The sequence below is a fragment of the Anaerococcus sp. Marseille-P3625 genome (assembly GCF_900232825.1).
GTDB lineage: Bacteria > Bacillota > Clostridia > Tissierellales > Peptoniphilaceae > Anaerococcus.
Genome location: NZ_OCTP01000010.1, coordinates 40,864 through 61,664 on the forward strand (window position 1 = coordinate 40,864; position 20,801 = coordinate 61,664).

The following is a 20,801-nucleotide window of genomic DNA, read 5'->3' on the forward strand; positions in this document are numbered from 1 at the left end:
GAATATGGCTAACAAAATGAGAGTGTACGAACTAGCAAAAGAACATGAAATGCCAGCTAAAGAAATGGTTAAATTTCTAAATGAGGAGTTTGGGCTTGATATCAAATCTCATATGTCAAATGTAAGTGGCGAAGATTTAGAAATAATCAATGAATATTTCAAAGAAGAAAAAGAAAAAAAGAATAAGAAAAATGAAAAAGCTAACAAAGAGCTAGAAAAAAGCCATAATAGCGAGAAAAAAACCAATAAACCGAGTATGAAAAATAAAAAGAAAATACAAGATTTAAGAGATGTTGTAGATGAAATAGATGATTATGACGATGAACTTGTCATAACCAAAGAAAAATTTACAAAATCAAATAAGATTACTAAACAGAAAAAATCTGACCAAACAAAAAGTTTTTTAAATGAAGACTTTAACAAGGTTAAGAAAAATAGGAAGAAAAAAACTAAGAAATCAAGAGGATCAAAAACTATCAATCAGTCAAATAACAACAACAAAGATAAAAATTCAAAAATAGAAATACCAGAAGTCATAAACGTAGGCCAATTTGCAGAAAAAATTGGTGAAAGTGCCAACGCAATAATTGGAAAACTTATTCAATTAGGGATAATGGCAGGATTAAATGATCCGATAGATTTTGAACAAGCTGAATTAATAGCCATGGATTTTGGTAAGGAAATTAGCTTAGAGCAAGAATATTCAGCCGTTGAAGAGCAAGAGATAGATCTTGATTACGAAGATAAAGAAAGTGATCTTATAACAAGAGCACCAGTTGTTTCAGTAATGGGCCATGTTGATCACGGTAAAACTTCAATACTCGATCGCATAAGAGATAGCCATGTCACAAGAGGTGAAGCTGGCGGAATAACTCAACATATAGGAGCTTATTGCGTAAATCTAGATGCAGGGGCTATAACATTTCTTGATACACCAGGACACGAGGCATTTACAGAAATGAGAATGAGAGGAGCTCAATCTACAGATATAGCAATCCTTGTAGTAGCAGCAGATGATGGAGTTATGCCTCAAACTGTCGAAGCAATAAACCATGCAAAAGCAGCAAATATTCCAATAGTCGTAGCAGTAAATAAATGTGATAAGGAAGAAGCTGATCCTAATAGAGTAAAACAAGAATTAATGGAATATGGACTAGTATCTGAAGATTGGGGTGGAGATACAATTACAGTAAATGTATCTGCCAAAACTGGTCAAGGAATTGACGAGCTATTAGAAATGGTCTTATTAGTAGCAGAAATGAAAGAGCTAAAGGCAAATCCTAATAGAAATGCAGTAGGACTAATAATTGAGGCGCAATTAGATAAAGCTCGTGGTCCAGTTGCAACAGTTCTAGTACAAAAAGGAACTTTGCATGAAGGAGATTATGTTCTAACTGGATCATCTTCAGGAAGAATCCGTGCAATGTTTGACTCAAAAGGTGAACAAATCAAAGAAGCTGGTCCTTCAATCCCAGTTCAAATTTTAGGCTTATCCGATGTTGCAGAAGCTGGAGATAAATTATTTGCAGTTGAAGATGAAAAAATAGCTCGTTCTTATGCAGCAAAAGCTAGCGAACAAAAAAGAGAAGAAAGACTTATGGCAAGAGGTGCAAGTCTTGAAGAACTTTCTGGAGAAGCAACTGAAGGGAAACTAAAAGATCTAAATATAATAGTAAAAACAGATGTTAAAGGAACAGTTGATGCTGTAAGCCAATCATTAATCAAACTTTCAAACGATGAGGTCAAAGTAACAGTAGTAGCTGGAGCTGTAGGTGGAATTACAGAATCAGATGTATTATTAGCTCAAGCTTCAAATGCAATAATTATAGGCTTTAACGTTCGTCCAACCCAAGGAGCAATGGAAAGAGCTAAAGATAATAACATTGAAATTAGAACCTACAGTGTTATATACGAAGCAATTGAAGATGTAGAAAAAGCTATTAAGGGAATGCTAGATCCAGAATTTAGCGAAGAAATTTTAGGTCGTGCTGAAGTTCGTGATACTTTCAAAGTTCCATCAGTAGGAACCATAGCAGGAGTTATGGTAACAAATGGAACAATTCCAAGAAGAGCAAAAATCAGACTACTTAGAGATAATGTAGTGATATTTGATGGCGATATTTCATCAATGAAAAGATTTAAAGATGATGCCAAAGAATTAGCTTCAGGCTATGAGGGCGGAATTGGACTAAATAGATTTAATGATATCAAAGTAGGAGATGAGATGGAAGCCTACGAGATAGTTGAAAAAGAGAGAATATAATGAAAAAAATTAGAACTGAAAGAATTGGAGCAGAAGTTCAGAAGGAATTATCCAAAATAATTCGTGATGACTTAAACGATCCAAGACTTTCTGACATAGCAAGTATTTCGGTAACAGAAGTCAATGTTACAAACGACCTATCTTATGCAGATTGTTATATATCAGTCCTTGGAGATAAAGATAAAAAAGATGATGTAATGGATGCCATAAATCAAGCCAAAGGTTATATCAAGATGCTAATAGGAGATCGTATGAGACTAAGGTCAATGCCAGAATTTCGTTTTAAACTTGATAAATCCATAGAATATGGTGCATACATGGATAAACTAATAGCAGAAACAATCGAAAAAGACGAAAGGTCTCATAGAGAAGATGAAAATTAATAATGAAAAATTATTAAAATTAAAAGAATTAATAGATCAGGCAGAAACAATAGCTATAGCTTCTCACGTAAATCCTGACGGGGATAATATAGGCTCAACATTAGCGTTTGCAAGATCTCTAAGAAATTATGGCAAAAAATGTGATGTCATTGGCCATGATGAGATAGACAATTATCTTAAATTTTTGCCTGATCTTAAATACTATTCAAAGGATTATAAAGATTCTTATGATTTATTTTTGATCTTGGATTGCTCAGAGCTAAATAGGATAGGAAAGGCTGTTTCCATAGCAGAAAATTCTAAAAAAACAGCAGTTATTGACCACCACGTTGGAGGAAAAATCCAATCTGATTTAAACATAATAGTTGATGACTCACCAGCTACTTGCGAGCTAGTCTATGAAATAATTGATAGATTAGATTTTCCATTAGATGAAATAACAGCTACCTTATTATTTGCTGGCATAGTTACAGATACTGGAAGATTTATGTATGCCGATGTAAGCGAAAATACCTTTAATATTGCAGGTAAACTTTCAACAAAAGGCGCTGATATGCAATTTGTTTACAAAAATCTTTACCAATCAAAGCCAATAAATGTGATGAAATTTGAAAATGAAATGATTTCAAATGCTGAATTTTTTGACGATAAAGTTTTCTCCCTAGCAAGTATTGCACTTGTAGAAAAACACAAAGTTCAAATGGGAGATGCAGAAAATGTGGTAAATGCTCTTCGAGATCTAGAAGGAATTGAAATATCAATGCTTTTGAAAGAATATGGAGAAAATGAATATAAAATCTCACTACGCTCAAAAGATGTAGATGTTTCCAAAACAGCTCGTGAAAACGGAGGCGGTGGTCACATTAGAGCAAGTGGATTTTCGATATTTGAAGAAAATTTAGAAAAAGCTAAGCAAAAAGCCTTGGAAATACTAAAAAATATAGATGATTAGTGGAATTTTAAATATAAATAAAGAAAAAGGAATATCATCAAATAAGTGTGTAAGTTTGGTTAAAAAATCTCTCGATACAAAAAAAGTAGGACATACTGGCACGCTTGATTTGGAAGCTAGTGGAGTTTTGCCAATAGTCATAGGCAAGGCCACAAGAGTTTCAGATTTTTTGATGGATGAGAAAAAAGAATACATCACTGAAGCAATTTTTGGCAAAAAAACCGATACTTTAGATTATTCTGGCAAAATTATTAACCAATCCCAAGTGGTTTTTGATAAAAATACCTTGTTAGAAAAAATGCTGGAATTTAAAGGGCAAATAAGGCAAATTCCACCCATGTATTCAGCCATAAAAATAAATGGCGAAAAAATGTACGATTTGGCAAGAAAAGGCATAGAAGTCCAAAGAAAAGAAAGAATCGTTACAATTTACGATTTCACTCTGAAAGATTTTTCCTTTCCCCAAGCAACTTTTAAAATAACTTGCTCAAAGGGAACCTACATTAGAACCTTAATCGATGATTTAGGAGAAAGTCTTGGTTCTTTTGCCTATGTAAATAGCCTAATTCGCAGCAAAGTTGGAGATTTTCATATAGAAAATTCCATAAAATCAGAAGATTTGCTAAATATTGACAAAGAAGAAATAATTAAAAAGATAAAGCCAGTAGATTTTGCCCTAAAAGCTTATAAAGAAATAATTTTGGATAAATCTTACCTCAGACAAGCGACAAATGGAATGACCATGAGAATTGATAAAATTTATTCGGACGATTTATTAAGGGTCTATGTTGAAGATGAATTTATTGGTCTTGGTAAAAATTTTAAAAGTAACAATCAGTATTTTCTAAAAATGGAGAAAGTATTTTATGAGAAATAATATAAAAGTAATTGACCTTGATAAGGGACTAACTGATGTAAGCCCCAAAGTAGTATCACTTGGAAATTTTGATGGAATCCACAAGGGCCATCAAAAACTTATGAAAAAAAACATAGAAATTTCAAAAAAGTATAAGCTAAATCCATCAGTCTTGCTATTTAAAGAAAATACTAGAAAAACCTTAAAAGATCAAGATGAATATCTTACAAGCCTTGATGATAAAATTGAAATCTTATCTAATATGGGCATCGATAATTTTTGCATAATCAAATTTAACGAAAAATTTAGATCACTTTCGCCAAGAGAATTTGTAGAAGAAATTCTATATAAAAAGCTTAATACTAAGATAGTTGTAGTAGGCGATGATTATCATTTTGGCAAAAATGCCAAGGGAAATGTCGATACCTTAAAATCTTATGAAGATATATTTGATATCAAAACAGAAGTTATAGAATTTGCTTACGATAATGGCACAAAAATTTCATCAAGATCCATAAGAGAATTTATAAAAGCTGGAAATATCGAAAAAGCAAATAGCTATCTGGCAAGGCCTTATCAAATTAGAGGCAGTGTAATTTATGGCCACCAAAGAGGTAGAAATATGAATTTTCCAACAGCTAATTTGAAATTATCCTATAATTACCTAATTCCTATTGATGGAGTTTACCTAACACAGGCAAATGTTAGAGGCAAAAAATACTTTGCATTGACAAATATTGGAACAAACCCTACTTTTGAAAACAAGGAAAGAAAAATAGAAACATATATATTGGATTTTAATGAAAATATCTATGGCGAAAATATTTCAATTGAGTTTTTGGAATTTTTCAGAGGAGATTTTAAATTTAATAGCGTAGATGAATTAATAAATCAAATGAATAAAGATAAAAAAATGGCCTATGAACGTATAAAAAATAAGTATTTGTAAACTTTACAAATGCTTTTTTATTGGTATAATAACTTAGGTACCTAGGCTTGGTGATTGAAACCTCGACTTTTACAAGGCCTAAGGCAAATGTTAATTAGGAGGAAGTTATGTTAACTACAGAAAAGAAACAAGAATTAATCAAAGAATATCAATTAGAAGAAGGAGACACAGGTTCTCCAGAAGTACAAATAGCTATATTAAGCTATAGAATCAAAGAATTAACTGAGCACTTAAAAGCTAATCCAAAAGATCACTCATCAAGAAGAGGACTTTTCAAAATGATTAGACGTAGAAGAGGATTACTAAACTACTTAAAAGATAGAAATATCGACAGATATAGATCAATTATCGAAAGAGTAGGAATAAGAGGTTAATTATTGGCGGGGATTCACCCGCCTTATTTTTTAGGGAGAAATTATGGAAAAAAATTATAAGTATAGTTCCAGTCATGGATTTAATCTTGACGTAACTATAGGAAAATTTGCAGAACAAGCTAATGGAGAATGTTATATTAGAAGTGGAGATACATCACTTTTAGTAACAGCAGTGGCAAGCGAAAAACCAAGAGAGGGAATAGACTTTTTCCCACTTATTTGTGATTTTCAAGAAAAGTTATATGCTGTAGGCAAAATCCCTGGAGGATTTTTGAAAAGAGAGGGCAAGGCAAGTGATGAAGCGACATTGATATCCCGTCAAATGGATAGACCACTTCGTCCACTTTTCCCTGAAAATTATTACAACGATGTCCAAGTTATAGCAACAGTTTTGTCAATGGATGAAGATAATCTTCCAGATTGCCTATCAACAATTGGTGCAAGCATTGCTCTTGGAATATCAGATATACCTTTTTACGGACCGGTTGCTGCAGTTTCTGTGGGATTTGTAGATGGTAAATTTATTATTAATCCAAATGAAAAAGAAAGAGAAAATTCAAAACTAGATCTTACAGTTGCAGGAAGCAAAGATGCTATAAATATGGTTGAAGCTGGAGCAAATGAACTTACAGAAGAGCAAATGCTTGAAGCTATGCTTTTAGCTCATGAAGAAATAGGTCATATTTGCGAATTTACTCAAAGCATAATAGATGAAATTGGCAAGGAAAAAAATCTTGTTGAAGTCATAGTCCCATCAGAGCTTGAAGAAAAAATCATAGCAGAATATCAAGAAGATGTGAAAAATTCCATTAGAACAACTGATAAGATGCAAAGAGAAGATGCAATTACTAATATAGAAAATCAAGCTAGGGAAAAATTCTTAGAAGAATATCCAGAAAGCGAAGATGAAATTCACAGAGTTATAGATGATATAATGAAAAAAGAAGTTCGTCGTATGATTTCAATTGATAAAATTAGACCAGATGGCAGAGCTATGAAAGAAATTAGACCACTTTCAGCTGAAGTAGGAACCCTACCAAGAGTTCACGGTTCAGGTTTATTTAAAAGGGGTCAAACTCAAGTTTTATCAGTAGTAACCTTAGGCTCACCAGCAGATGTACAAGTAATTGATGGCTTAAACAGAAAAGAAATTACAAAAAGATATATGCATCAATATAATTTCCCACCATTTTCAGTTGGAGATATCAAACCTTTAAGAGCTCCAGGAAGAAGAGAAATTGGCCATGGTCGTCTTGCAGAAAGAGCTTTAATTCCAGTATTGCCAGATGAAAGTGACTTCCCATACACAATAAGAGTTGTATCTGAAGTATTATCTTCAAATGGTTCAAGTTCCCAAGCATCAATTTGTGGCTCAACCTTATCACTTATGGATGCAGGAGTTCCAATCAAAAAACCAGTAGCAGGAATTGCCATGGGTCTTATAAAAGAAGAAAATTCAATTTCTATACTTACAGATATTCAAGGCCTTGAAGATCATTTGGGAGATATGGATTTCAAAGTTGCAGGAACTCGTGATGGAATCACAGCCCTACAAATGGATATGAAAATTTCTGGTATTAGCCGTGAGATTTTACAAGAATCTTTAGCAAATGCCAAAGAAGCTAGAATGCAAATCCTAGATTTGATAGAAAATACCATAAAAGCACCCAGAGCTGATATATCAGAATATGCACCAAGATTATTTACCATAGACATAGATCCAGAAAAAGTTCGCGATGTAATTGGTTCTGGCGGAAAGACAATTAACAAAATCATCGATGAAACTGGAGTAACAATAGATACAGAAGATAATGGTCATATAACAGTTGCATCAACTGACGGAGCTAGTGGTAAAAGAGCAATCGAAATGATAAAATCAATCGTAACTGATCCAAAAGCTGGTGATATCTATACAGGTAAAGTTACAAGAATAATGAATTTTGGAGCTTTTGTAGAAATTGCAATTGGCAAAGAGGGTTTATTACACATTTCACAAATCGATCATAAGAGAGTTGATAAAGTTGAAGATGTCCTAAAAATTGGAGATGAAGTGACAGTAAAAGTTACAGAAATTGACAGACAAGGAAGAATAAACCTATCAAGAAAAGCTCTTATAGAAAATAAAGATAAAGAAGATTTCAAGGACAATAAAAGAAGCAAGAAACAAGAAGCTTGGCCAGCAGATGAAGATCCAAGAAAACACGATTAATAAAAAATAAGTCGGTAAGAATATAAATTTCTTATCGATTTTTTTTATTTGAAAGCTTATATTAAAGTATCTTTAAGTTCTTGTAAAATTTTTGTTAAGTTTAAAATATTGCAAAAAATCATGCTATAATTTTACTAGGAGGAGCCTATGGAAAATATAATTGAAGTTAGAGGACTTGTTAAATCTTATAAAAAACTAAAAGCTGTTGATAATTTAGATTTAGATGTAAAAAAAGGAAAAATTTTAGGTTTACTAGGCCCTAACGGTTCAGGAAAATCTACAACTATAAATTGTATGCTTGCCTTACTTAGTAAAGATAGTGGATCTATCAAGATTTATGGTAAGGAGATGACTCCAGAATCTTACGATATCAAGGAAAAAATCGGTGTAGTTTTTCAAGATGTAGGGGTTTATGATGAATTAAATGTCTATGAAAATATAGATTATTTTTGCGGCCTTTACATAAAAGATAAAAACAAGAGAAAAGAGCTAATCGATGAAACGATTGATCTTGTAGGTCTTAATGATTTCTTAAAATTTAAGCCAAAAGAACTTTCTGGTGGACTTTTAAGAAGATTAAATATAGCTTGCGGCATAGCTCACAAACCAGAAATCATAATATTTGATGAACCAACTGTTGCAGTTGATCCCCAATCAAGAAATAATATTTTGGAAGGCATAAAAAAATTAAACAAAAAGGGCGCAACGGTAATTTATACATCACATTATATGGATGAAGTTGAAGAACTTTGCGATGACATAGTTATAATCGATAGGGGAAAAGTTATAGCCAAAGGAACTTCTGAGAGCTTAAAGGATTTAATTGAAGTTAATGAGAAAGTTTCATTTGCTAGTGAAATTACAAATGAAGATGTTATAGAAAAAATTAGAGCTATCGATAGCCTAATAGATATAGAAAAAAAGGACGAATTTTACCATTTAAGTTTTACTCATGGAAAGGATAATTTGATAAAACTTATAAATATCTTAAATGAAAATTCCATAAGCTATGATAGCCTATCAAGCGAATCTCCTTCTTTAAATGACGTATTTTTATCATTAACGGGCAAAGAATTGAGGGATTAATATGTTTTTTCATGAATTTAAAAAGACATTAAAAGTATTTTTGCGCCAAAAAGCAATGATTTTTTGGGCTCTAATCTTTCCTCTAGTTTTGGGAGTGTTTTTTAAACTTGCTTTAGGCAATGTTAAGGATTCCAATAATTTTGAAGCAATTAAAGTTGGGGTAAATGAAAGCTTGCTTGATGATGAGTATTTCAAAAATTTTACCGATCAAATGAAAGATGAGGACTTACTTAATCCATTGCCAGCAAAGGATGAGAAAATCTTAGATCAAGATGATATTAGCGCCTACATAGATAAAAAAGATAAGGTCATTTTAAAGAAAAATGGTGTCAGAGAAAGTATTCTTGTAAATATTCTTAAATATTATAATATGAATGAGAATATGGTACGAACCATTATGGAAAAAGACCCCACTACTGATCTTTCAAATCTTTTTGCCGATAAGACGCATATAGAAAGTGGAAATCCAAATAAAGACATGGATCCTACGATGACATTTTTCTTTGCACTAATTGGTTTTCAAATTATTTATGGATATGCTTGGGGACTTTCTATAATTTTCCAATATGAAGCAAATTTGACCACCATAGCAAAAAGAAATGCCATATCACCACTAAACAAAAAGATAAGTCTTTTGTCATCAATGTGTGTTGGATTTTTATTAAACTTTTGTATTGCACTTTTTACAATGGTGATTTTTAATAAGGTTTTGGGTGTGGATTTTTCAAATAAATTACCCCAATTATTATTAATTGTTGCTATAGGTTCTCTTACAGGAGTTAGTCTTGGTATGGTAATAGGTTCTTGCAACAAGGCAAATATTGAAACAAAACTAGGTATTGGTTTAGGTATATCTTTACTATTGTCTTTTTTAGCTGGTATGATGGTTGCTCAAATTAAAATAATTATTTCTGAAAAAGCTCCTTTGATTAATAAACTTAATCCAGTAGCCTTAATCAGCGATGGAATATATTCCTTGTATTATTACGATAATTTGGATAGATACTACAACAACCTTATTTGGCTAATAGGAGTGACCATAGTATTTGTGCTCTTAACTTATATATTTACTCGAGGTAAGCAATATGATAGTCTTTAAAAATTATTTTAAAATACTAAAAAGTCACAAGAAATCGTTAATAATTTATACAATAATATTTTTCATATTTATGTTCATATTTGCAGAATCTGGCGATCCAATAAATAAATATACATCAACAAGATTACCTATATACGTGAAAGATGAGTCTAATACTGAAATCTCAAAGGCTGTGGTAAATTTTATTGACGAAAACCATACTTTAGTTGATGTAGATGAAGACTTGCTTGATGACAAGTTATTTTTTGAAGAGATAGTCTGCGCTATAAATATACCGAAGGATTTTGAAAAAAATCGAAACTTAAAATTTAAAGAAGTTTACAATGACTCATACACAATTTTTGCAAAAAATGATTTAGATTCTTTTCTTAATCAGATCGAAACTTTTGAGAAAGCAGGATTTTCCACAAGCGAAGCAATAAAAAATACAGAAGATAATTTTAAGAAAAATATCGATGTAAAAGTTAACAGCTTTAGCAAAAATTACAAGAAAGATAGTCCGTATTATTTCCAAATTATGGCCTATATTATTATGAGTCAGATAATACTTATAGTTGGAACTATTAACCTAACTTATAATAAAGACCAAACAAAAAAGAGAAATTTAATTTCACCAATGAAAAAATCTACCCAGGATTTTCAGTTGATTTTAGGGCATATAGTATCTGGCTTTGCAATATGGTTAATATATGTTTTGCTGTATTGTTTCTATTTTAAAGATTTTTCTTTTTCTAGACAAATTGTACAAATGATGGCAAATGCTCTCCTTTTTACAGCCACCATAGTTTGCTTTGCCGTACTTGTTTCAAAACTTGCAAAAAATGAAAATACCATAACAGGAATTATGAACGTATTTTCATTGGGATCGTCATTTCTTACAGGAATATTTGTTCCTCAAGAACTTTTGGGTGACTTTGCCATAAAATTAGGAAAAATATTTCCAGCCTTTTATTATATTTCAAATATAAAAGACATCATGAGTAAAAGTGATTATTCATTTTTTAATATGAATAGCTTAGTATTATTCGGATTTTCCATTGTTTTCATAATACTTACGATTATAACTAAGCCTAATTTGGAAAAAGCTTAATATGATTTTTAAAGAGCAGCTGGAAGATCTGGCTGCTTTTTTCTTTAAAGGTTTCTTTTTTCGCCTGGATAATATATAATTTATAAGGAGGGGTATATGACAAATAGTAAAAACAACAACAGAGTAAGGAAAAAATCAACGGGGAAACCTCCTAAGAATATGAAAAATAAGAAAAGACAATTTGTCTTTGACATTAACGTTTTATCGCTTATAATGATGGCTTTATCAATTTTCTTATTTATCTTTATATTATCAGCAAATACTGGAAAGCTTGGTCTTGCCATTAGTGGTGGCTTTACGACGGCTTTTGGCAAATATAGCCTAATAATACCAGTAGTTATTTTCATAAGCTTTTTATTTGCATACAGAGATAGATATCTTCCTAATATTAAAGAATTTTTATTGCTATATTTTTTTATACTTATAATGTTTGCCTACCTATCTAAAGAATTTGTAAGATATGATTTGGGATGGACAATCGATTATAATAGGGTTCATGCTAGCGAAGGTGGAGGCATTGTCGGAGGATTCTTATCATTTTATCTGGTAAGTTTCATTGGAACTTTAGGAGTAAAGATTCTATTTTGGATAAGTTTATTTTTGTTCGTTGTTGGTATTAGTCCAATAACTTACAGGCAATTTTTAATAAAATTGAGAGATTTTATAATATTAATTGTAAATAAAATCAAAACATTTTCCGATAAGAAAAAGCAAAAAAGAAGAGAAAAAGAATCCAAAAAAGAAAAATCTAGTGAAAAACCAAAAACTATAGAAGATGACAAAATAAATTTAGATCAAATTATTGGAGAAAGCAACAAGGATAAAAAAGATATATTTGACGAGGATGATTTTGATGATATCAATATTTTTAAACCAGTTCCAATGTTAGATTTGAATGATGACTCAAAAAATGAAATAGATATCAAAGATTATAAGTCTAAGCAAATAGAAATAAAAGATATAGATCAAGCAACAAAAAAAGATTTCGACTCTTACAACTATCCTACTAGCAATTTATTAACTGACAGATCAAATGAGGGGGTTGTCGATAGGGATGAAATAAAAAACAAGGCAAAGTCTATTGAAGAAACTCTTGAAAGTTTTGGGATTTTAGCAAAAGTTGTTCAAATAGACGTTGGACCAACTGTAACTTGCTATGAAATAAAACCTCAACGAGGTGTAAAAGTTTCAAGAATCTTAAATTTATCAGATGATTTGGCGCTTTCTTTGGCGACAAGTGGGATTAGAATACTTGCGCCAATTCCTGGCAAAAGTCATGTGGGAATAGAAGTTCCGAATCGCAGCAAGGAAGTTGTTGGCTTTAAGGAAATTATTTCAAGTGCTGATTTTATCAATTCCAAAAGTGAAATTCCCTTTGCCATGGGTAAATCCATAGCAGGTGATCCAATTGTTTCAGCCATAGAAAAAATGCCCCATCTTTTGGTATCAGGAGCAACAGGCTCAGGAAAATCCGTTTGTATAAACACAATAATAATGAGTATACTCTACAAACATTCTCCAGAAGAAGTAAAACTTTTAATGATCGATCCAAAAGTTGTGGAATTATCAATTTATAATGGTATTCCACATCTAATAATGCCAGTAATTACAGATCCCAAAAAAGCCAGCTCTTCACTATTTTGGGCAATTGGCGAAATGGAAAAAAGATACAAGGCTTTTCAAAAATATCATGTAAGAGATATCAAAGGCTATAAAGAAAAAGCTAAATTTGATGAATCCATGGAGAATTTGCCTTATATTGTCGTAATTATTGACGAGCTTGCCGACCTTATGATGACTGCTGCAAGTGAGGTTGAAGATTATATAATGCGTTTAGCACAAAAATCTCGTGCTTGTGGAATACATTTGGTAATAGCAACTCAAAGACCAACAGTAGATGTTGTAACAGGTACTATTAAGGCCAACATTCCATCAAGAATATCCTTTGCAGTTACAAGTCAAACCGACTCAAGAACAATTCTCGATCAAGCAGGTGCAGAAAAGTTATTGGGCAAGGGCGATATGCTTTACCAATCAAGCGATTCTATGAGACCACTTAGAATTCAAGGAGCCTTTATTTCTGATAAAGAAGTTTTGAAAGTTGTACAATACATCAAAGAAGATAAGGAAGCGTCTTATAATAAAGAGGCAATTGAAACGGTTGAGGAAAATTCAAAAGTAAAAGAAATTGATGATGAAGATGAACTCTTAGATGAAGCTATACAAATCATAATAGATGAAAATACAGCATCAGTTTCACTCTTACAAAGAAAGCTTAGAATTGGTTATGCTAGAGCTGGAAGAATCATCGATCAACTGGAAGCAAAGGGTCTTGTAGGCCCATACGAAGGAAGCAAACCTCGCAAAGTTTTGGTAGATAGAAGTTATTTCGAAGGAGGAAAAAGATGAATATAGCAAATAAAGTTACTTTGATAAGATTGGTTTTAATACCCGTTTTTTTGGTATTGTTTTATAGTTGTGGCAGAACTTATAATGTTGCAGCATTAATTTTTATCATTGCATCTTTAACCGATGCAGTTGATGGACATCTTGCAAGAAGCCGTAATATTGTAACAACCTTTGGTAAATTTGTAGATCCTTTAGTAGATAAACTTTTGACTATAGCAGCTTTTGTAGCTTTGGTAGGAGATAAGACTTTACCATCATGGGCAGTTATAGTAATAATCGCTCGTGAACTTGCAATTACAGGTTTTAGAACTCTTGCAGCTGACCAAGGTATAACAATTGCAGCAAGTAAATGGGGCAAATTAAAAACAACCAGCCAAATGATAGCCTTGGTTTTACTTTTATTAAATAATAGTACATTAAATAGTGTAGGTATCTACGTATTTTATCTTGCAGTAGTACTTACAATAATTTCAGGCGCAGATTATATAATTAAAAATAAACAAGTTTTGGACTTAGAAAATATATAGGAGATAAATGTGGCAAAAAAAGAAAAAAATTTAACAGATGATAAACAAAAAGCCTTAGATCAAGCCTTTACAGCCATAGAAAAAAAATATGGCAAAGGGGCAATAATGAAAATGGGCGATAGACCTCATATTTCAGTTTCCGCAATTCCAACAGGAGCTATAAATTTAGATTTAGCACTTGGAGTTGGTGGAATACCAAGAGGAAGAGTAATAGAAGTTTATGGTCCAGAATCTTCTGGTAAAACAACACTTGCTCTACACATAATAGCTGAAGATCAAAAAGAAGGCAATACTTGTGCTTTTATAGATGCAGAACACGCTATGGATGCAGAATACGCAAGAAATCTTGGAGTTGATATAGATAATCTAATCTTATCTCAACCAGATACTGGAGAGCAAGGTTTGGATATAGCAGAGCATTTAGTTCGCTCTCAAGCAGTAGACTTAATAGTTATTGACTCTGTTGCAGCCCTTGTGCCAAAAGCTGAAATAGAAGGAGAAATGGGAGCAAGTCATGTAGGACTTCAAGCAAGGCTTATGAGTCAAGCTCTAAGAAGACTAACAGGTTCTATTTCAAAAACAAACACAACTGTTTTATTCATAAACCAACTAAGAGATAAGGTTGGAGTATCATATGGTTCTCCAGAAACTACGACAGGTGGACGTGCCCTAAAATTTTATTCTTCAGTAAGACTTGATATAAGAAGAATTAAAACCATAACAGAAGGTGATAATTCCATAGGTTCACGTACAAGAGTAAAAATTGTAAAAAATAAAGTTGCACCACCATTTAAAGTTGTTGAATTTGACATAATGTATGGTCAAGGAATTTCAAAATCCGGAATTATCCTAGATACAGCAGTAGAAGAAGGAATCATAGAAAAAGCTGGAAGCTGGTTTTCTTATGGAGATGAAAAACTAGGTCAAGGAAGAGAAAAAGTAAAAACCTACCTAGAAGAAAATACAGATATTATGAATGAAATTGAAGCAAAAATTAGAGCAAAATTAACAGAAGATCCAAGTGCTATCCATTCAGCAACTGATGATGAAGAAGAAGAGATAAAAAGCTCTGATGACGAGTAAAATGAAACTGGAGTTTATAAAAAATAAACTTCAGTTTTTTAATTCATTTGAAAATTTAAAACAGCAATATATATATATATAAAAATATGATAATATTTATGAGAAATCTGCGATTTATTTTACTATTATATAATTTGATAAAATTAAAATTGTAAATGCTTAATTAATCTGTTAAAAATTTTCAAAATAGGTTATAATTTATAGTAAGTAGGAGGGGATTTTGCAAAAATTTAAAAGAATTGTATTAAAACTAAGTGGTGAAGCACTTGCTGGATCCAAAGGCTTTGGTTTTGATGATGAAGTGATAGAAAAAATTTGCATAGCAATAAAGGAAACTTATATGCTAGGAGTTGAAATAGCAATAGTTGTAGGCGGTGGAAACTTTTGGCGTGGTAGAAGTGGAAACTTTATAGATAGAGCAAGTTCTGATAATATAGGAATGCTTGGAACTGTTATGAATGGACTTAGAATTCAAGGTACATTAGAAGAAATGGGACTTGAAACAAGACTAATGACTGCCATTTCAATGACAGAAGTTGCAGAACCTTATATTAGAAGAAGAGCCGTAAGACATCTTGAAAAAGGAAGAATCGTTATCTTTTCTGCTGGAACTGGCCTTCCATATTTTTCAACTGATACAACAGCAAGTCTAAGAGCTTTAGAAATCAATGCTGATGTTATTTTGCTAGGAAAAACTGGTACAGATGGCATCTATGATAAAGATCCAAATGTCTATGATGATGCTATTAAGTATGACAAATTGACTTATAAAGAAATTTTACAAAAAGAAATCAAAATTATGGACACTACAGCTTCAAGCCTTGCTATGGACAATAGCATGCCACTTATAGCTTTTGGAATTGACGATCCAGAAAACTTGGTTAGAATATTTAAAGATGAAAAACCAATAGGAACAATTGTAAAGGAGAAATTTTAATGAATTACGATCAAATTAAAAAATTCGCTGAAAAAGAAATGCAAGAAGCAGTTTCATCTTTTGATGATAGAATTGCAACTATTAAAGCTGGTAGAGCTACTGATGCTATCTTAGATGGCATAACTTTTAATTATTTTGGAGTTGACACACCAATTAATCAAGCTGCAACAATATCTATTCCTGAAGCTAGATTATTAGTAATTAAGCCATGGGATAGAAAAAATATCGCACCTATAGAAAACGCTATCAATAAAGCAAATATAGGCATCAATCCACAAAATGATGGAGAAGTAATAAGACTTCCATTTCCAATTCTAACAGAAGAAAGACGTAAGGAATATACAAAAGAAGTTAATAAATATGCAGAAGAAGCAAAAATTTCTATAAGAAATAAAAGACGTGATGCTATGGATGAAGTCAAAAAAAGTGAAAAAGCTGACATAATTACAGAAGATGATAGATTTTCATTAGAAGATGACCTTCAAAAAATCACTGATAAATATATAAAGGAGATAGAAACTTTCGCTGAGAAGAAAAACAAAGAGCTTCTTTCTGTATAAAAGTGAAATCATTAAATATAGATAAAATAAAATCAATACTCAATAAGGATATTATTCCTGCCAGGATCGATGGTAGGATAATTTCCTTATTTTTAAAGCAATTATCTATTTTAATTAGCTCAGGCACAGGCCTTGATAAAGCTCTAAAAATAATAGAAAACCAGCAAATTGACAAAAAATTAAGCCTTGCCCTAGATAAAATAAATATAGATTTAGAAAGAGGCTTGACCATAGACCAAGCTTTTTCAAGTAATGAAAATTATTTTAATCCAATGGTCGTTGCTTTTATCAAAAGTGGGGAAGAAAGTGGAAATTTTGCAAAAATACTTGACGAACTATCTTTTTACATAAATGAAGAGAGCAAAAACAAATCGATTATCAAACAAGCCATGGCTTATCCTATTATTCTTTTATTTGTAATGATTTTGATCGTAGCTATAGTTGTAAATTTCGTTTTGCCTACCTTCCAAAATGTATTTGAGAAAAATGGTCAACAATTACCAATAGCGACAAGAGCTTTAATTGATATTTCAAACTTTATCAAAAATTATGGATTTTTGATAGTACTCTTTTTGATAATTTTTGCACTTTCTTTATTAATACTTAGAAAAGATAAGCAAAGTAAGCAAAAATTGGATGAATTTGCCCATAAATTTTTAGCTTTTAAGAAATTAAGGCAAACAAAATTGGAATATCAAGTATCAAGGCTACTTTACATACTTAGATCTGGAGACATTGAGATCAAAAAAAGCTTATTTATGATAGAAAAGTCTTTCAAAAATGAATACATAAAAGAAAATATTAGAAATATTACAAATGAAATAAATCAAGGAAAGACTTTGTCAAAAAGTATTTCTAACAAAGATATTTTCTCTTCTTTGTTTAAATCTATGGTTGAAATTGGAGAAAATAGCGGAAATTTGCTAGAAACTCTTAAAAAATCGAGCGAGTATTTTTCTAATGATTACATATACAAATTAAAAAAATTAGCGGCTTTGGCTGAGCCTGTGATGGTAATTATAATGAGTATATTGGTTGGTTTTGTGGTTTTTGCTATCGCCATACCAATATTTGATTCTATAAATACCATCGGTCTATAGGAGAGATTATGAAAAATAAAAAGAAAAAAGGATTTACATTAATTGAACTTGTAATTGTTATTGCAATTATTGGAGTTTTGGCAGCAATTGCTATCCCTAGATATAATACTGCTAGAAAAAAAGCTGCAAATACAGCTCATAATGCCAATGTGCAAATGCTAAAGTCGGCAGCTATTTTAAGGCAAAGTGAGATAAACGATTCTAATACTACTATCACATGGACAAAAGATAATCAAAAGGATAATAACTACGTTGAAAAATGGCCGGAAATTCCTGCTGGCGCTGATGTTTCTGGCGATTCCTATATTGTAACTATTACAAAAGATAAAATTGATGTAAAACCTAACGAAATACAAATACAAACAAAACCAGATAAAAAAAGTGTTAATTAATATTTTTATATTTGCCCTAGGAGCCATTTTTGGCTCTTTTTGCAATTGTTTTATAAGTAGAAAAATTAAAAATGAAAGCATAATCTATCCACCAAGTCATTGTGATTTTTGCAATCATAGGCTAAAAATTTGGGAGAAAATTCCCCTAATAAGTTTTCTCCTATTAAAAGGAAGATGCAATTATTGTAAGAAAAAAATTCCTATCGACAATTTCATCATGGAAATAACTTGTGGAATTATTGGACTTTTATTTTTTGATGCAAATAATTTGTTAAGATCGATTTTATTGATATCTGCCCTATATTTATCCTTAGTTATAGCCATAATTGATCTAAAAAGCTTTGATATTTACCTAAATCAGGTTGGAATTTTGGAACTTATAGGATTGGTATATCGATTTTTATACCTAAAATTTGATTTTGATTTTATTCTTATAAGTCTTGCCTTTAGCGTAATTTACTTTGTAATTTATAAAATTTTTGACAAAAGTCTTGGAAATGGCGATATATATTTTTATCTTGTCTTATTTTTATTTATAGAAAATATTGAAATTATATATTTTATTCTCTACTCCATATGGCTTGGGGCAATTTTTGGCATAATTATTGGGATTAAAAATAGAAATATGAAAATCAAAATTCCCTTTTGCATATATATTTTTCTAGCTTTTTTAATCGTCATGGTAAAATTAAGGATATTTTCATGAAAAAGAAGGGTTTTACTTTATTAGAATTAATAGTAGTTTTATTTATAATGTCAATCATTATTGGAATTGCAAGCATTAGATTTAATGTTATTGATAAAATAAAGGCAAATATGGAACTCCAAACACTTATTAATGATGTAGACTATGCTAAAATGAAGGCAATTGCAACAGGACAAACTACATATATAAAATTTGGAAAAGATAGTTACATTGTAAAAATCCATGATACATTTATTGAAGATAAGATTTATAGGCAACTAGATTATATTACTTTCTTACATTTTTCAACTAGCAATGACGGTAATTTGATAGAATTTAATTCAAATGGAAGTGTAACTTATCCTGGCACTGTAAGCATTAATGTTAGTGATAAATCTGGTAATACGAAAAATTACGAATTAGTAGTTATTGTAGGAGGTGGACATGCTAGAATTAGAGAAAAACAATAAAGGATTTACACTTATTGAAACTATTGTTACCTTAGGATTTTTTGCATTGATTGCAGCAATGCTATTACCATCTATAAATAATCTTATGACGGCGTCCAAAAAAGAAAAAGAAACTAGCAAAATAATTTATGCTCTAGAAAGTGCTATAGAAAACGAAAAATCTAAAGATACAAATGATAAGGAATATGGACACTCAATAAAAAATTATAATGGTTATGAAATAGATATTATCAGAAGTTACTATGGAGAAAATTTAGATAAAATTGAGGTTAAATATAAAGATTATAAACTTGACCTAATTGAGGTAGTTAATGAAGAAAAATGGCTTTACTCTAATTGAACTTTTGGCGAGCCTTGCGATAGTAAGTATAATCGCAATTGTTATTACATCAATATTTTCTATTAGTTTTAAGTCAATCGATAATAGTTTTGAAGAAGAAATTACATATAAAGAATCAACTTTTTGTATGCTTTACATAGAAAATATTGTTAGATCTGCCTATAGTCTTGAAATTATTGAAGGAAATGAAGAAAATAATCTAAAAGCTTACGTGGTTAGTGATTCAGGAGAAATAATATCTAGTAAATTTAGAATAAAAAATCGAGAAGGAACTAACTATCTTGAGGAATATCACGATAATTTATCTAACAAAAGTGAGAAAGGTGCTTGGATAAAAATTGGAATATGCCAAAATTTATATTTAAATTATAATCCTAACAAAAAATCAGTGCATATTATTTTAAATGATGATAGTGCAAGCGATAGGTATGAAAGCATCATTTATGTGGGTGATAGATTATGAAAAAAGGATTTATTTCTATAGTTACTCTGATGATTTTACTTATTCTTAGTTTAACGTTAAATTTTTTATACCAGCAAAATATAAGTACAAGTGAGTATTCAAAAGATCTATATAATAAGAAAAAAGCGCAATATTTAGCGGAATCTATAATAAATATTTACCTAGAAAATAATCATGATAAAATTAATGAATTGATTAAAGAAGATTATAAAAATATTGGAAAATCAAAAATATCTATTGATAATTATGAACCATATAAATATACTAGAGAAATAATACCTTGCAAAGAAATTATTGATCCTTACGAACATTTAGGAATTGATAGATCAATAATCTATGATGATGAATTATATAATATCAAATTGACATTTGTAGATAGAATTGATAGTCAGAAGATTAAAAAACTTTATATGCTGAGTAACGATAGTTGGATTAAAGTGGGAAATAGTTCTGCATTATCAGAAATCTACTTTAAAGTTTTAGAAAATAGCGAAATAGAGGATGATTATAAAATAGAAATTGCTTTTAGACGCACATATTAGTTTTTTATATAAAAAGTTTTGGTATAATAGAT

The 20,801-nt window shown here is 30.8% G+C and carries 22 protein-coding genes; all 22 read left to right on the plus strand.

Translation table 11 applies throughout. The features are described 5' to 3' along the window. Window positions 1-4 precede the first annotated feature (4 nt). The 22 genes from infB to CS884_RS01615 all read left to right on the plus strand — a co-directional run bounded on the left by infB (window position 5) and on the right by CS884_RS01615 (window position 20,769). Window positions 5-2,263, plus strand: a complete 2,259-nt coding sequence (gene infB / locus CS884_RS01510) for a translation initiation factor IF-2 (protein ID WP_099320334.1) — start codon at window positions 5-7, stop codon at window positions 2,261-2,263. After that, window positions 2,263-2,646: a 30S ribosome-binding factor RbfA gene (gene rbfA / locus CS884_RS01515; protein WP_099320335.1), complete on the plus strand. Its 384-nt coding sequence runs from the start codon at window positions 2,263-2,265 to the stop codon at window positions 2,644-2,646. Before infB ends, rbfA begins: the two co-directional genes overlap by 1 nt. Then, window positions 2,636-3,598, plus strand: a complete 963-nt coding sequence (locus CS884_RS01520) for a bifunctional oligoribonuclease/PAP phosphatase NrnA (protein ID WP_099320336.1) — start codon at window positions 2,636-2,638, stop codon at window positions 3,596-3,598. Before rbfA ends, CS884_RS01520 begins: the two co-directional genes overlap by 11 nt. Next, window positions 3,591-4,475 carry a tRNA pseudouridine(55) synthase TruB gene (truB, locus tag CS884_RS01525; protein WP_099320337.1) on the plus strand — a complete coding sequence of 295 codons (885 nt, stop codon included), beginning with the start codon at window positions 3,591-3,593 and terminating at the stop codon, window positions 4,473-4,475. The genes CS884_RS01520 and truB overlap by 8 nt, the downstream gene beginning before the upstream one ends. Further along, the gene (locus tag CS884_RS01530) at window positions 4,465-5,403 is read left to right on the plus strand and encodes a bifunctional riboflavin kinase/FAD synthetase (protein ID WP_099320338.1); all 939 of its coding nucleotides are present in this window, start codon (window positions 4,465-4,467) and stop codon (window positions 5,401-5,403) included. The genes truB and CS884_RS01530 overlap by 11 nt, the downstream gene beginning before the upstream one ends. A gap of 107 nt (window positions 5,404-5,510) precedes the next feature. Next, window positions 5,511-5,777 (plus strand): 30S ribosomal protein S15, encoded by a 267-nt coding sequence (gene rpsO, locus CS884_RS01535; RefSeq protein WP_099320339.1) that lies wholly within the window; start codon window positions 5,511-5,513, stop codon window positions 5,775-5,777. A gap of 43 nt (window positions 5,778-5,820) precedes the next feature. Continuing rightward, complete coding sequence (gene pnp, locus CS884_RS01540) at window positions 5,821-7,986, plus strand: polyribonucleotide nucleotidyltransferase (RefSeq protein ID WP_099320340.1); 2,166 nt, start codon at window positions 5,821-5,823, stop codon at window positions 7,984-7,986. Between the two features lie 147 nt (window positions 7,987-8,133). Beyond that, complete coding sequence (locus tag CS884_RS01545; RefSeq protein WP_099320341.1) at window positions 8,134-9,072, plus strand: ABC transporter ATP-binding protein; 939 nt, start codon at window positions 8,134-8,136, stop codon at window positions 9,070-9,072. A gap of 1 nt (window position 9,073) precedes the next feature. Next, window positions 9,074-10,171 (plus strand): ABC transporter permease, encoded by a 1,098-nt coding sequence (locus CS884_RS01550; RefSeq protein ID WP_099320342.1) that lies wholly within the window; start codon window positions 9,074-9,076, stop codon window positions 10,169-10,171. Continuing rightward, window positions 10,158-11,261 carry an ABC transporter permease gene (locus CS884_RS01555; RefSeq protein ID WP_099320343.1) on the plus strand — a complete coding sequence of 368 codons (1,104 nt, stop codon included), beginning with the start codon at window positions 10,158-10,160 and terminating at the stop codon, window positions 11,259-11,261. Before CS884_RS01550 ends, CS884_RS01555 begins: the two co-directional genes overlap by 14 nt. 96 nt (window positions 11,262-11,357) lie before the next feature. Continuing rightward, entirely contained in the window at window positions 11,358-13,670 is a 2,313-nt protein-coding gene (locus CS884_RS01560) for a DNA translocase FtsK (protein WP_099320344.1), read from the plus strand. After that, window positions 13,667-14,197, plus strand: a complete 531-nt coding sequence (gene pgsA / locus CS884_RS01565) for a CDP-diacylglycerol--glycerol-3-phosphate 3-phosphatidyltransferase (protein ID WP_099320345.1) — start codon at window positions 13,667-13,669, stop codon at window positions 14,195-14,197. Before CS884_RS01560 ends, pgsA begins: the two co-directional genes overlap by 4 nt. Window positions 14,198-14,206: 9 nt before the next feature. Beyond that, on the plus strand, window positions 14,207-15,280 hold the full coding sequence (recA, locus tag CS884_RS01570; RefSeq protein WP_099320346.1) for a recombinase RecA: 1,074 nt from the start codon (window positions 14,207-14,209) through the stop codon (window positions 15,278-15,280). 220 nt (window positions 15,281-15,500) lie between these two features. Continuing rightward, window positions 15,501-16,217: a UMP kinase gene (gene pyrH / locus CS884_RS01575; RefSeq protein ID WP_099320347.1), complete on the plus strand. Its 717-nt coding sequence runs from the start codon at window positions 15,501-15,503 to the stop codon at window positions 16,215-16,217. Continuing rightward, on the plus strand, window positions 16,217-16,777 hold the full coding sequence (gene frr, locus CS884_RS01580) for a ribosome recycling factor (RefSeq protein ID WP_099320348.1): 561 nt from the start codon (window positions 16,217-16,219) through the stop codon (window positions 16,775-16,777). The genes pyrH and frr overlap by 1 nt, the downstream gene beginning before the upstream one ends. Window positions 16,778-16,779: 2 nt before the next feature. Next, complete coding sequence (locus CS884_RS01585) at window positions 16,780-17,877, plus strand: type II secretion system F family protein (RefSeq protein ID WP_099320349.1); 1,098 nt, start codon at window positions 16,780-16,782, stop codon at window positions 17,875-17,877. Between the two features lie 8 nt (window positions 17,878-17,885). Next, window positions 17,886-18,269, plus strand: coding sequence for a type II secretion system protein (locus CS884_RS01590; RefSeq protein WP_099320350.1), 384 nt, complete (start codon window positions 17,886-17,888; stop codon window positions 18,267-18,269). After that, entirely contained in the window at window positions 18,259-18,975 is a 717-nt protein-coding gene (locus CS884_RS01595) for an A24 family peptidase (RefSeq protein ID WP_180753284.1), read from the plus strand. The genes CS884_RS01590 and CS884_RS01595 overlap by 11 nt, the downstream gene beginning before the upstream one ends. Next, entirely contained in the window at window positions 18,972-19,424 is a 453-nt protein-coding gene (locus CS884_RS01600) for a prepilin-type N-terminal cleavage/methylation domain-containing protein (RefSeq protein ID WP_099320352.1), read from the plus strand. Before CS884_RS01595 ends, CS884_RS01600 begins: the two co-directional genes overlap by 4 nt. Continuing rightward, window positions 19,399-19,764 carry a competence type IV pilus minor pilin ComGE gene (gene comGE, locus CS884_RS01605; protein WP_099320353.1) on the plus strand — a complete coding sequence of 122 codons (366 nt, stop codon included), beginning with the start codon at window positions 19,399-19,401 and terminating at the stop codon, window positions 19,762-19,764. The genes CS884_RS01600 and comGE overlap by 26 nt, the downstream gene beginning before the upstream one ends. Further along, complete coding sequence (locus CS884_RS01610) at window positions 19,736-20,227, plus strand: prepilin-type N-terminal cleavage/methylation domain-containing protein (RefSeq protein WP_099320354.1); 492 nt, start codon at window positions 19,736-19,738, stop codon at window positions 20,225-20,227. The genes comGE and CS884_RS01610 overlap by 29 nt, the downstream gene beginning before the upstream one ends. Next, the gene (locus CS884_RS01615; protein WP_099320355.1) at window positions 20,224-20,769 is read left to right on the plus strand and encodes a hypothetical protein; all 546 of its coding nucleotides are present in this window, start codon (window positions 20,224-20,226) and stop codon (window positions 20,767-20,769) included. Before CS884_RS01610 ends, CS884_RS01615 begins: the two co-directional genes overlap by 4 nt. The last annotated feature ends 32 nt before the right edge of the window (window positions 20,770-20,801 follow it).